Annotated in this window: 9 protein-coding genes; all 9 read left to right on the top strand. The window is 34.2% G+C overall.

The features are described from left to right. The first annotated feature begins 173 nt into the window (after positions 1-173). The 9 genes from uvrB (at position 174) to rho (ending at position 14,078) form a co-directional block, all read left to right on the top strand. Complete coding sequence (uvrB, locus tag PHD84_00775) at positions 174-2,174, top strand: excinuclease ABC subunit UvrB (protein ID MDD5636345.1); 2,001 nt, start codon at positions 174-176, stop codon at positions 2,172-2,174. Between the two features lie 296 nt (positions 2,175-2,470). Then, positions 2,471-5,347, top strand: a complete 2,877-nt coding sequence (uvrA, locus tag PHD84_00770; GenBank protein MDD5636344.1) for an excinuclease ABC subunit UvrA — start codon at positions 2,471-2,473, stop codon at positions 5,345-5,347. Beyond that, a complete protein-coding gene (locus PHD84_00765; protein ID MDD5636343.1) occupies positions 5,334-6,830 on the top strand; it encodes an excinuclease ABC subunit UvrC in 1,497 nt (498 codons plus the stop codon). The genes uvrA and PHD84_00765 overlap by 14 nt, the downstream gene beginning before the upstream one ends. Beyond that, the gene (locus PHD84_00760) at positions 6,808-7,320 is read left to right on the top strand and encodes a gamma carbonic anhydrase family protein (GenBank protein MDD5636342.1); all 513 of its coding nucleotides are present in this window, start codon (positions 6,808-6,810) and stop codon (positions 7,318-7,320) included. Before PHD84_00765 ends, PHD84_00760 begins: the two co-directional genes overlap by 23 nt. Before the next feature lie 135 nt (positions 7,321-7,455). Further along, a complete protein-coding gene (locus PHD84_00755; GenBank protein ID MDD5636341.1) occupies positions 7,456-8,997 on the top strand; it encodes an HTH domain-containing protein in 1,542 nt (513 codons plus the stop codon). Beyond that, entirely contained in the window at positions 8,994-9,629 is a 636-nt protein-coding gene (locus PHD84_00750) for an MBL fold metallo-hydrolase (protein ID MDD5636340.1), read from the top strand. The genes PHD84_00755 and PHD84_00750 overlap by 4 nt, the downstream gene beginning before the upstream one ends. 225 nt (positions 9,630-9,854) lie before the next feature. After that, positions 9,855-11,459, top strand: coding sequence for a CTP synthase (locus PHD84_00745; protein ID MDD5636339.1), 1,605 nt, complete (start codon positions 9,855-9,857; stop codon positions 11,457-11,459). A gap of 49 nt (positions 11,460-11,508) precedes the next feature. Continuing rightward, complete coding sequence (locus PHD84_00740; protein MDD5636338.1) at positions 11,509-12,279, top strand: NTP transferase domain-containing protein; 771 nt, start codon at positions 11,509-11,511, stop codon at positions 12,277-12,279. Between the two features lie 545 nt (positions 12,280-12,824). Further along, positions 12,825-14,078, top strand: coding sequence for a transcription termination factor Rho (gene rho / locus PHD84_00735; protein ID MDD5636337.1), 1,254 nt, complete (start codon positions 12,825-12,827; stop codon positions 14,076-14,078). Positions 14,079-14,111: the final 33 nt, after the last annotated feature.

The raw sequence follows: 14,111 nt of genomic DNA, 5'->3' as shown, positions 1-14,111 counted from the left end.
AACGCTGAAGTGTAAAAAAATATAGAAGAGGGATTAGAGGAGAATTAGTCCCTTTGACCATCTTCTGTTTGGAATGGGATTAGATATTTTTTGCTTGCTCGGAATTGGGAGAGTGAGAAAAATATTTATTTATTATTTGGTAGTAAAGCAAATTAAAGAGAAAGGCTTATTCTATGAGCAGAAAATTTCAAATCATATCTGACTATTCTCCCCAGGGGGATCAACCAGAAGCCATTCTGAAAATATGCCAGGGTTTTCAGGAAGGGAAAGACATCCAGACCTTACTCGGTGTTACTGGTTCAGGGAAAACATACACTATGGCTAATATCATTCAGTATTTACAATTACCGACCCTGGTTATTTCTCATAATAAAACACTGGCAGCTCAGCTTTGCAGTGAATTCAGACGGTTTTTCCCTAATAATGCAGTAGGTTATTTTGTCAGTTATTACGATTATTATCAACCAGAAGCATATATTCCCAGGACTGATACCTATATTGAAAAGGACGCCTCCATAAATGAAGAAATTGATCGATTACGCTTATTGGCAACTGCTTCTTTGCTGGAAAGAAATGATGTTATTATAGTGTCCAGTGTTTCCTGTATCTATGGTCTTGGTTCTCCCACTGATTTTTCTCAGCTGGTTGTATTATTAGAAGAGAATCAGCAATTGGAGTTAGAAGAGGTAACAAAAAGATTAATAGACATACAATATGAACGGAATGATATCGAATTTCAAAGAGGTCATTTTCGAGTAAGGGGAGATATTTTAGATATATTCCCAGCCTATCTGGAAAATGCCTTCCGAATTGAATTTTATGGAGACAATATAGAGGCAATTCATGAAATTAACCCCTTAACCGGACATAATATTGAAAGGAAAGAAAAGATTACTATATATCCAGCAAAACATTTTGTTACTCCCCAGAAAAGATTAGAAGAAGCAATTAAAACAATTAAAATAGAATTAGCAGATAGATTGGATTATTTTCAAAAAAAGAAGAAGTTGCTGGAAGCTGAAAGGTTAGAACAAAGAACAAAATATGATCTGGAGATGCTATCTCAATTCGGTTATTGTACTGGTGTTGAAAATTATTCCAGACATTTAAGCGGAAGAAAGCCGGGTGAACCACCAGCTACATTGCTGGATTATTTCCCCAGACCATTTTTTATTCTGATTGATGAATCACATGTGACCATACCTCAGTTAAGAGGAATGTATGCTGGAGATAAATCTAGAAAGGATAGCCTGGTACAATTTGGATTTAGATTACCTTCTGCTTATGATAATCGGCCATTGGTATTTCATGAATTTGAGAAATATCTGGAAAAGGCATTATTTGTATCTGCTACACCGGGAAGGTACGAAATGAATAAAAGCTATCAGATTGTGGAGCAGATAATAAGACCTACCGGACTGGTGGATCCGGAAGTAATAATAAGACCAGCTCAATTTCAGATTGATGATTTAATTGCTGAAATTAAAAAGAGAGTTTATCAGAAGGAAAGGGTGCTAGTCACAACTCTGACCAAAATGATGGCTGAAAGTACAGCTGAATATCTACAGGAAATCAATATTAAGGTTAGATATCTCCATTCCGAGATTGGTACCATTGAAAGGATTAAAATTTTAAAAGATCTAAGGGAAGGTAAATTTGACGTACTGGTAGGCGTTAATCTATTAAGAGAGGGCTTGGATTTACCCGAAGTGTCATTAGTAGCCATTCTTGATGCAGACAAAGAAGGTTTCTTACGTTCAGAAACCTCCCTGATTCAGACTATGGGTAGAGCTGCCCGGAATATTAATGGCACAGTTATCCTATATTGTGATAAGGTGACTAGTTCTATTCAAAGAGCTATATCAGAAACTAATCGTAGAAGAAAGATACAGTTAGAATTTAACCACAAAAATAATATTATTCCCCAGACTATTCAAAAACCTATTGATGATATGATTTATTTTGAAGATTTGGATCAGGATGAAGAAATTGATAGGGAAGATAAGGTGAGTGAGGGAAAGACAAAATATTTGCCCAAGAGTAGCCTGAGTGCCTTAATAAAATCCTTGCAAGGTGAGATGAATCAAGCAGCAAAAGAGCTTGATTTTGAAAGAGCAGCCTTGTTAAGGGATGAAATTAAAAGACTGAAGCGAGAGAGACTGATTTTTAAATAACTAAATACCCGGGATTGAAGTATACTATATAACGTATTCTGTTTTAAGTGAAGAAAATATATATAGTACAAGTAATGAGTAAGCGAAAACAATAAGAATTAAATATTATTATTTTTTACGAAAAGCTGAAAACCGAAAACGGAAAACTTTAAACTGGTGAAACTAATCACTTATCACTAAATACTAAATACTAATCACACAACATAATTTTTACAGTATATTGGTATACTATATACGGATATACTTATTTATGATGCAATAGGCATGCACATTACAAAAATGGAGTTTACAGAAAAATGGGAAGAAATAAGATTGTTATAAAAGGTGCCCGAGAACATAATTTAAAAAATATTTCTTTAAGCCTACCACGTAATAAGCTTATTGTTATTACCGGATTAAGCGGTTCTGGAAAATCATCGCTGGCTTTTGATACTATCTACGCTGAGAGTCAAAGACGTTATTTAGAATCCCTATCGTCTTATGCTCGGCAGTTTTTAGAGAGGATAGATAAACCAGATGTAGATTATATTGAAGGATTGTCACCATCAATCTCAATTGACCAAAGAAAGGCGAGCAAGAATCCCCGCTCCACGGTAGGAACTGTTACCGAAATTTATGATTATTTGCGTTTACTATATGCCAGAATCGGAATTCCCCATTGTCCTGGTTGTGGAAGAAGAATAACCAAACAGAGCATTGATCAGATCATAGATCAGATAATGAATTTTCCTTATAACACCAGAATAAAAATATTATCACCAATTATAAGATCAAAAAAGGGAGAACATAAGCAGATTATTGATGATATCAGGAAGAAAGGATTTATCAGATTGCGGATTGACGGTAAAATGGTTGATGTAGATGATGATTTTAATCTCGCTCGTTACCAGATGCATACCATTGATGTGGTTGTTGACCGCCTAATAATAAAACCTGAAATTAAAAGTAGATTAAGCAATTCTGTCGAAACAGCATTACATCTAAGTGATGGCTTAGTAATAATTCTGGATGAGCAGGATAGGGAATATATCTTTAGTGAGAAGTTTTCCTGCCCTTATTGCGGAATTAGCTTACCAGAAATTACTCCTCGCATTTTTTCTTTTAATAGTCCTTATGGTGCCTGTCCCAATTGTAGTGGACTGGGTTTTAAAATGGAATTTGATCCTGACCTGGTAGTACCAGATAAAGAAAAATCAATATTAGATGGCGCCTTGGTACCCTGGGGTTTTATTAAGGGAAGGTATTTGTATCATATTTTACTTGGAGTTGCAAAGCATTATGGATTCAAATTATCTACTCCTTTTCATAAATTAACTGAAGAGCAGCAGAAGGTCTTACTTTATGGCTCTGGAAATACTAAAATATCCTTTGAATACCATGATTTAGAGGAAGGCAATTCCTGGATACATCAGAATGAATTTGAAGGAGTTATAAATAATTTAAAGAGAAGATATCGAGAGACTAAATCTGAATATATTCGTTCTGAGATTCAAAAATTTATGACTATGAATAATTGTCTGGTCTGTAAAGGAAAGAGACTTCGACCAGAAAGTTTAATGGTAAAAATTGCAGATTATTCCATTGCCGATCTTGCCGATATGACTGTCAAAGAACTGGTTTATTTTTTTGAAAATCTTAATTTATTAGAGAGAGAAGCAGAGATTTCCAGACAGATTAGAAAAGAGATATTAAATAGATTAAAATTTTTAATGAATGTTGGTCTGGATTATATAACTCTTTCCCGATCTTCCTCAACCCTTGCTGGTGGTGAGAATCAGAGAATCAGATTAGCCACCCAGATTGGTTCTAGTTTAACTGGAGTTCTATATATTCTGGATGAGCCTTCTATTGGATTACATCAGAGGGACAATAGTAAATTATTAAAAACATTGCTACAGTTAAGGGATCAGGGTAACACAGTTATTGTAATTGAACACGATGAGGAAACGATTAGAGCTGCAGATTTCATTGTGGATTTAGGACCTGGTGCGGGAATACATGGTGGTTATGTTGTAGCTGTGGGAAAAGAAGAACATATCATGGCTAACCAATCTTCGATAACCGGTCAATATTTAAGTGATAAATGCCAGATACCAGTTCCGCTAAAGAGGCGCTTGGGCAACGGAAAAAGCATCAAAATAATTGGTGCCAGGCAGCATAACTTAAAAAATATGGATGTCAGCATACCTCTTGGTAAATTTAACTGTATTACCGGAGTTTCCGGTTCGGGGAAAAGTACTTTAATTGAAGAGATATTGTACAAGGCTTTACTGAGAGAATTGTATCACAGTAGGGTTAGACCCGGAGACTACGATCGACTGGAGGGCATTGAAAATATTGATAAGGTAATTATCATAGACCAGTCTCCTATTGGCAAAACATCGCGTTCTAATCCTGCCACTTATACCGGTATTTTTACTCCTATTAGAGAGTTATTTGCTAAAACCAGTGCTGCTAGAATGAGAGGGTATCTACCGGGAAGATTTAGCTTTAATGTCAAGGGGGGAAGGTGTGAGTCTTGTGAAGGTGCTGGAATAGTGAAAATTGAAATGTTCTTCCTTCCCGATGTATATATTCCCTGTGAAGTATGTAAGGGACAAAGGTTTAACAGGGAAACCCTGGAGATAAAATATCGAGATAAGAACATTGCCCAGGTATTGGATATGACTGTGGAGGAGTGTAAGCAATTTTTTGAAAATATTCCTAAAATAAAAAAGGGTCTACAAACCCTCATCGATGTTGGTTTAGGCTATATTAAATTAGGGCAATCAGCTACTACCCTCTCAGGAGGAGAAGCACAAAGGGTAAAATTAGCTAAGGAGTTAAGTAAGAAAAGTACAGGCAGGACATTATATCTGCTGGATGAGCCAACCACAGGCTTGCATTTTGATGATGTCAGAAAATTATTAGATGTTTTAAATAGATTGGTTGATCAAGGCAATACAGTACTGGTTATTGAACATAATATGGAGGTAATTAAATCTGCTGATCATATTATCGATTTAGGACCTGGTGGTGGTGAAGAGGGAGGAAAGATAGTTTTTAGCGGTACACCGGAAGAAATAGCTAATCATCCTGTCTCTTTTACTGGACAATTTTTAAAAAAGGTATTGAATGAAACTTACCATAAGGACAAACTTGTTTTACAGGAGAAAGGGCATGGACATAATTGATAAGATTAGGAATCTGCCTGAACAAAGTGGGGTATATCTATTTAAAAACCGTGCTGGTGAGATTATTTATATTGGAAAGGCTAATTCTCTGAGGAATCGCGTTGGTTCTTATTTCAACAGGGGTAATTCTCACTCAGTAAAGGTAAAACAAATGATTGAGCAGATTGATAATATAGAATATATTATTACCGCTTCAGAAATGGAAGCACTGCTTTTGGAAAGCAGATTGGTCAAAAAAAATAAACCTTATTTTAATATTCAGTTGAAAGATGACAAAAGCTATCCTTTCATCCAAATTACCAGAGCAAGTTCTTTTCCTGCTATCCATTTGATTAGAAAAAGTAGGAAAATTGTTGAAAAGAAAGCACTGTATTATGGTCCTTTTACCGATGTAGAAACTACCCGGAAAGCAGTTCAAAAATTAAGATATATTTTTAAAATCAGAAATTGTAGTAAACAGAAATATGATTCCGGGAAATCCTGCCTTGATTATCAAATTGGTCTGTGTTCCGCACCCTGCGCCAAAAAAATAGAACAGGATGAATACCGAAAAAATGTGAGAGAATGTTGTCTTTTATTGTCTGGAAGACATAAATCATTGTTGAGGAACTTAAGACAGGAGATGAAAATTGCGGCTCAATTAATGTTATATGAGAAGGCAGCCAAAATAAGAGATACTGTCAATATGATTGAAAAGGTCATCAGTCAGGAAAGAATAAGCAAATCTTACCAGAGAAAATTAAATCTCTATCTCAGGGAGAGAACAAATAAGGATTCTTTACGGAAAGTCCTTAGGGATTTACAAGAATATTTACAGCTACCAACATTGCCTTTATCCATAGAGGCCTATGATATTTCTAATATTCAGGGGAAAATTGCAGTTGGCTCTCTGGTATTTTTTCGGGGTGGAATACCTGATAAAAAGAAATATAAACATTTTAAGATTAAATATAAACAGGGAATCAATGATTATGCTATGATGAAAGAGGTTTTAGAAAGACGATTTGACAATTATCATCTGCCAAAAGAGAGCCTGCCTGATTTAATACTTATTGATGGGGGCAAAGGTCAATTGAATATTATATCGAAGGTATTAAAAGAATTGAATTTATCACTAAATCTGGTCTCCCTTGCCAAGAGAGAGGAACAACTGTTTCAACCCGGGGAAAAGGAACCCATTTTACTGCCCAGGAATTCTGAGGTATTCTTTCTGATTCAGAGGATAAGGGATGAAGCACATCGTTTTGCTATAAGTTACCATAAAAAATTACGGAGTAAAATAATTAAAGATTCATTAATTGATTTTATTCCGGGTATTGGAGAAGAAAAGAAAAAACTGCTTTTATCTAAATTCAAAAGTATTGACCATATCAGAAATGCCACTACTGAGGAACTGAAAGAACTTCCCGGGATTGGAGAAAAAACTGCTCAAAAAATAAAGGATATATTGGAGGTTAGGTATGATTTTAAAATACAGGAATAAAATCCCGGTAATAGATGAGACTTCTTTAGTAGCAGAAAATGCCACACTGATTGGGGAGGTATATGTAGGCCAATATAGCAGTATCTGGTTTTCGGCAGTATTGCGGGGTGATCTTGATTTTATTTCTATTGGTAATTTTACTAATGTACAGGATGGGTCAATAATCCATGTAGCAGAAAATTTACCCACTAAAATAGGAAATTATGTTACAATTGGACATGGAGCAATTTTACATGGTTGCACTGTTGAGGATTTTGCTTTAATTGGTTCAGGAGCCAATATCTTAGATGAGGTAATAATTGAAAAGAATTCTATTATTGCTGCCGGGACTGTCGTTACTCCCAAAACTTTAATTCCAACTAATTCTATGGTTATGGGAATTCCAGGAAAAGTGGTCAGAAAGATTACCGAAAAGGAACTTTCTCTTTTAAGAGAACATGCTGAATCTTATGTGCAACTAATGAATAGTTATAAAGGAAAGCAATATTAGAGTTTATGTATCATTTTTATATTTTCATTTTAGAAACTTTAGAGCTACAAGTCATTTAAAAATTTAGTAATATTTTAAAAATGGAATTAACGCTTACCTTTACCAGATGATTGTATTCCGGGATGGAGGTGGGAAATGCCCAGGAAATCAATCGCTGATTTAGCTTACAGTATTCTTGAAGAAAATCATCGTCCTATGCATTATCGCAAAATTACTGAAGAAATAATGAAAATCAAGGAGATTAAAGCAGAAAATCCACATCATGATGTTAATGCTTTGATGGGAGTTGATCAGAGATTTGTAAGATATCAACGTGGAATTTGGGGACTGATAAAGTGGAAGTATCGAGAAGCTAACTTGCCCTATACTTTAACCTCTTACTGTCTACGTAATGGAACAATATTCTTAACCAGCTATTTAAAACCTTATTTTTCCTGGCACCGTGATGATAGTATTATAAATGTTATTTTCATTGACAGTGAAGGAGAAGAAATCAAGGCAGTGGTGGATTATCGTCAAAAAATAATATCTGGATTTAAAGAATGGTATCAAAAAAGAAAATTAGGTATAAATGATACTATTTTAATAGGTTTAATTGATGAGGCCAGGAAGAAGTATTTTGTTATAGTGGAGAAAGAGATTAAATATGATACCGAAAAAGATATGGGAGATACAATATATCAAATCTTGCATAATGAAGGCAAACCCCTTAGCTTTCTTCAAATTTATTCAGAAATAACCAAACAAGAACCTGAGCAAAGAGGTTTGTTTGAAAGGTATATTCAGAATATATTACAAAATGATGTTCGTTTTGTATTAATAAACAAGGAACAGTGGGGATTATTGGAATGGTTAAACGAGGCAGAGCAGCTCTATCTTAGTCTTTATTATACAGATAACCCGGAGGCTTTTTATAGCTCACTGCAAAGATGTTTTGAATTTTTGGGATATGATACGGAATCCGGCAATGAATTCCAGCAAAAATTATTTATTGCCAGAGCAGTACTTGCTTATAAATCCTACTCTTTAATTATTACCGGATTACCTGGAAATTACGATATTAATACCATTCATTCCCTTGACTGGGAAGCTATGAAAAAAATGAAAGAAAAAACAAATGCTGATTCCATAATTTTATTTTCAGAAAAATTCATGTTACAGGAATTAATTGATAGAGCCAGCGAAGAAGGAGTCCAATTGTATGAACTTTCTATCTTAGATTACATTATCAAGGAGCATAAACGAATTCCTTTTTCTTTGCTTGATTTGAGGATTGCCTTCAACCCAATGCATCACTCCAGAAATAACCTAGCCAAATTAAAAGGATTGAGGGAAAACCAATGGAAAAATTGGCAATTAATAAAAATAGTGATTAATATTTTACAAGCTGCCAGGTCCAAAGATAACTTTATGGATATAAGTCTATTGGTAAAAGAACTCGATATTATGCGTAATCTCTTGAATAACGGAAATATTGATCCGATTCAGGTTAAAAATTTAATCACTATATTAAGTCAAGAACCCTTTAAATTGATTGAATTATCAGAATCAGGTAGTATTATACTGGTTTACCCTGATCATCTTATTCAGGAGAAGATGAATGATATTTGGCACTTTATAATAGGTGAGCAGGAAATCCAGTATCATGAAGGTAGGAGAGATAAGAAAAAAGAATGAAGATAAAATGGTTGGGACATTCCTGTTTTCTTATCACCAATAATCGAGGTATCAATATACTTACTGATCCCTTTGATGAGACGCTGGGATATAAGATGACCAAAGAAAAGATTAATATTATTACCATCAGCCATGAACATTATGACCATAATAACACCATGGGAATTAAAGGAAAACCGGTTGTTTTAAAGGGAACTGTTAATAGGGATACCCACAAAATGTTTTTTAAAGGAATTTTTTCTTATCATGATAGTGTCTATGGAAAATATAGAGGGAATAATACTATTTTTGTTATTAAGACAGATGAAATGGTGTTTTGCCATCTGGGTGATTTAGGGCATTTACTGGAAAACACACAACTGGAAGAAATAAACCAGGTGGATATCTTATTTATTCCCATTGGCGGATATTATACTATTAATCATACTCAGGCTGACCTGGTTATTGAACAGGTTAAACCAAAAATAGTACTTCCCATGCATTATAAAACTGATGCTGTTAAGTGGTCTATTGATCCACTATCGTTTTTTTTAGATAAGAAGCAAAATATTAAAATGATTGGTGCAAATTTCTTTGAGGTAGATACTCAGTCACTTCCCGAGAAGACCACTATTTATGTCTTAAATCATTGATTGAATATTATTTAACTATTTAAGTTTTAAAATAATAAAAAATATTTAACTTAACTCTTAAATTTTTTCTTATTTCAGATTATAATATACCTGTTATGCTAAAGCAGAAAATAATTCCAGTTTTCTCAATAAGTTCATCGCAACAATGGGTAATGTTTCTCTCGAGAGCAAATACCAGCAAGTAGCGACTATAAGTTACTGATAAAATTTACATAGAGGTTTTATATGACAAAATATATCTTTATAACCGGGGGAGTCGTTTCCTCAATAGGTAAGGGAATTACAGCAGCTTCCATTGGTCGGATACTGAAGAGCAGGGGATTAAGAGTCTCTATCCAGAAACATGATCCCTACCTTAATGTGGATGCTGGCACTATGAGCCCTTTTCAGCATGGAGAAGCATTTGTTACTGAAGATGGAGCCGAAACTGATTTAGACCTGGGGCATTATGAAAGATTTATTGATGCCAATTTAACCAAAGATAATAGTATCACTACCGGGAAAATATACAATACAGTTATTTCTAAGGAAAGGAGGGGGGATTTTTTAGGTAAGACAGTTCAGATTATTCCTCATATTACTGATGAAATAAAAGCCAGTATAAAACGTCTAAATAAGCCAGGACAACCACCTTTAGATGTTATTATTGTAGAAATTGGGGGAACCATAGGAGATATCGAAGGATTACCCTTCCTGGAAGCGATTAGACAATTTAGAAATGATATCGGAAAAGAAAATGTTCTTTATATACATGTTTCCTTTTTCCCATATTTAAAGGCACCAAAAGAGATTAAATCAAAACCTACTCAACATAGTATTAAAGAATTACGCAGTATAGGAATTCAACCAGACCTGTTGATATGTCGAGCCCAATCAAGATTAACTGAATCTGTAAAGGAAAAAATATCTTTATTCTGTGATATACCAAAAGAGGGCATTATAGAAACTAGAGATGTAGATTCAATTTATGAAGTACCCATTGTTCTCGAAGAACAGGGCTTAGGTAATTTGATAGTCAAAATGTTGCGATTATCAGAACAAAAACCTGATTTGAAAGAATGGCGGGAAATGGTGCACCGTTTATACCATCCCGAGAGAAAAACAACCATAGCGGTTATCGGAAAATATATTCGCTTAAAGGATGCCTATATGAGTATCAATGAAGCCCTCGTTCATGCCGGGATTTATCATAAATACAAGATTGAAATTAAAAGAATTGATTCCGAGTTGTTATTAAAAAATGATATTAAGAAGGTTTTGAAAGGAGTCCAGGGAATATTAATTCCCGGTGGTTTTGGAGTGAGAGGAATAGAGGGAAAAATTCAAGCTATTAAATATGTTCGGGAGAGTGGTATACCGTTTATGGGAATCTGTTTAGGCATGGAATGTGCCTTGATAGAATTTGCTCGAAATGAATTACATCTAACTGGTGCTAATAGTGTAGAATTTGACCCAAATACACCGTATCCAATTTTTGATTTATTGGAAAGATTAAAAAATGTTGCCACTAAGGGTGGCAATATGCGTCTTGGCAGTTATACCTGTAATTTGACAAAAGAGACACTTGCTTATAGAATTTATCAAAAGGATAAGATACAGGAAAGGCATCGCCATCGCTATGAATTTAATAATCAATTTTTGTCAAAATTTGAAAATGCTGGTATAATCTTTAGTGGAGTTAATTTAGAGAATAACCTTATTGAAATTATTGAACTAAAAAATCATCCCTGGTTTATAGGTATGCAATTTCACCCAGAGTTTAAATCCAGACCGAATAGGCCTCACCCTATGTTTAAAAGCTTTCTCGAAGCTGCAATAAGAAAGGATTAGGTGTGAAATACTATAGAAATTGGCTTCAATTATTTGGAGTAAATAATAGATGAATGCTTTAATCCTGGCTGGTAAAAAAGATATTGGAAAATTAGAGAATAATAATAAATTGACCAACAAAGCTTTATTGATGATTAATGAAATTCCCATGATTGAATATGTTGTTAATGCCTTACTGGAGTCAAAACTGGTGGATGATATTGTGGTGGTGGGGCCAGAATATGATTTAGTTCCGTTTATTGAGAAAAAAGTGAAAAAAATTCTTGACTCCACTGATTCCATTATTGAAAATATAAAAATTGGCCTTGATTATTTTAATGATGATGATAATATTTTATTGTTAACTTCAGATATACCACTAATTACCGGAGAGATTATTGATCGTTTTATAAAAAAGTGTGAACAATACAACGCTCTGTTTTATTATCCCATTATTACCAAGGAAACTATTCTGAAGAAATATCCTGAAACTGTTCGTTCCTATGCTTTATTAAATGAAGGGACCTTTTGTGGCGGTAATATGGCGATATTTAGCAGACCTTTGTTTGATAAGAATAAAGAGTTATTAAATGAACTTTATCAGAATCGAAAAGATGTTAAGAAATATGTACGCTTATTAGGCATAAAATTTCTTATAAAGTATCTACTTAAAACATTAACCATCAAGGAAATAGAAGAAAAGGCATCACTAATAGCTGGCTATCCAGTGAAGAGCATCACGATTGATGATCCAGAAGTTATGATTGATTTAGATAAGTTGAGTGACTATGAATTGATATTGCAGACCATAAATCAAAAAAATCCTACTACCTCATCCTAAATTAGCGTTTAGTTTAATAGAAAATTATTATTTACCTGAATCTGAGAAAATAGGTTATTTTAGCTGGAGATTATTTGCTTACAAGATAGATAGAAACTAAGAGAAAATGGGCGCTCAATTGAAGGTTCACCACAACAGGTAATCTAATTCAGAACATTGAATGGATGAAGGTAATCAAGAGGCACATTCTGACTGGAATTTATTATTTTACAGAAAAATAAATATGTATTGTTTTTTAAAAAGGAAGTGATATAATTTTAGTAAAATGTAACTACAGGGTTATTCTTCAAGAATTTTTCCCACTATTTATCTATTAATTAATGAAAGTAGTTTTATTTGTTAATTGTAACTTTATTTGAAAAGATAGTGATAATCACGGAAAAAGAGTTATTTAATTATTAATTTGACTGTAAAAAAACACCTTCCGTAAAAGTGGTAATGATTGGTTAAAAAAACAGTTTAAACTTAAAGAACGGGGTAGGGATGATGTGTTATCTGCTGTTTATATTTGAAAGAGATTCAAAAACCTTAGGGGGTATTATATTTTGGAATTAAATGAATTAAAAGAAATGAAAATAAGTGAACTGTGCAAGATTGCTAATGAGTATGAAATCAATAATTGTACTCGAATGAAAAAGACAGATTTAATTTTTAATATCTTAAAAGCACAAACTGAGAAACAGGGTTATATGTTTTCTGAAGGCATTCTGGATATTATGAAAGAAGGATTTGGATTTTTAAGAACTGGTGGCTACCTACCTGGTCCCAATGACGTCTATATTTCACCATCACAAATAAAGAGATTTAACTTAAGTAATGGAGATCTTGTTTCTGGTCAGGTTCGTTATCCCAAAGAAGGTGAAAGATACTTTGCCTTACTCAAGGTGGAAGCAGTTAATCATGAAGACCCGGAATTGTCCAAAGAACGTATTGATTTCGAGAATCTAACGCCACTTTTTCCCATGGAAAGATTTAAGTTAGAAACCAAACCATACGAATTGTCTGCTAGAGTAATCGATCTTTTTTCACCTATTGGCAAAGGACAGAGAGGTTTAATCGTATCTCCTCCCAAAGCAGGGAAAACAATACTTCTGGAAAAGATTGCCAATGGTATCATTGCTAATCATCCTGAAACTATTCTTATGATATTATTGATTGATGAGAGGCCAGAAGAAGTTACCAATATGAGGCGGTCAGTGGAAAAGGCAGAAGTTATTAGCTCTACCTTTGATCAACCTATTAACAATCATATTAAGGTAGCAGAAATTGTTTTAGAAAGAGCCAAAAGATTAGTAGAACTAAAACATGATGTGGTAATTCTGCTGGATAGTGTAACCAGATTGGCCAGAGCATATAACTTGAATATTCCCACCAGTGGCAAAACCTTATCAGGTGGATTAGATTCAACAGCCCTCTATTTTCCCAAGCGATTTTTTGGAGCTGCTAGAAATTTAGAAGAGGGAGGCAGTCTGACCATTCTAGCCACAGCTTTGGTTGAAACCGGCAGTCGCATGGATGATGTAATTTTTGAAGAGTTTAAAGGTACTGGCAACATGGAGTTACGCTTAGACCGGGAAATTTCTGATAATAGGATATTCCCTGCCATTGATATTAAGCGTTCTGGAACCAGGAAAGAGGAGTTATTATTGGAAGCAGATGAGTTAAGCAAAGTCTGGTTAATGAGAAGGGCTTTATCCAGTCAGAATACCACTGATGCCATTAGCTTACTGTTAAATAGACTAAAGAAGACCAAAAACAATCATGATTTTCTAAATGCTATTAAGGATGAAAATCATTAGACCTGATACCTTCTTGAAAATACTAAGCAATAG

Source organism: Atribacterota bacterium (assembly GCA_028717805.1).
Lineage (GTDB): Bacteria > Atribacterota > Phoenicimicrobiia > Phoenicimicrobiales > Stramentimicrobiaceae > Stramentimicrobium.
Note: the sequence above shows the minus strand (reverse complement) of the source record. Positions and strands in the feature narration are given on the sequence as shown.

Excerpts from the sequence above, each read along its gene's own strand:
- uvrB (MDD5636345.1), top strand. The coding sequence starts at position 174 with ATGAGCAGAAAATTTCAAATCATATCTGACTATTCTCCCCAGGGGGAT.
- PHD84_00740 (MDD5636338.1), top strand. The coding sequence starts at position 11,509 with ATGAATGCTTTAATCCTGGCTGGTAAAAAAGATATTGGAAAATTAGAG.
- PHD84_00750 (MDD5636340.1), top strand. The coding sequence starts at position 8,994 with ATGAAGATAAAATGGTTGGGACATTCCTGTTTTCTTATCACCAATAAT.
- PHD84_00755 (MDD5636341.1), top strand. The coding sequence starts at position 7,456 with ATGCCCAGGAAATCAATCGCTGATTTAGCTTACAGTATTCTTGAAGAA.
- PHD84_00760 (MDD5636342.1), top strand. The coding sequence starts at position 6,808 with ATGATTTTAAAATACAGGAATAAAATCCCGGTAATAGATGAGACTTCT.
- PHD84_00765 (MDD5636343.1), top strand. The coding sequence starts at position 5,334 with ATGGACATAATTGATAAGATTAGGAATCTGCCTGAACAAAGTGGGGTA.
- uvrA (MDD5636344.1), top strand. The coding sequence starts at position 2,471 with ATGGGAAGAAATAAGATTGTTATAAAAGGTGCCCGAGAACATAATTTA.
- PHD84_00745 (MDD5636339.1), top strand. The coding sequence starts at position 9,855 with ATGACAAAATATATCTTTATAACCGGGGGAGTCGTTTCCTCAATAGGT.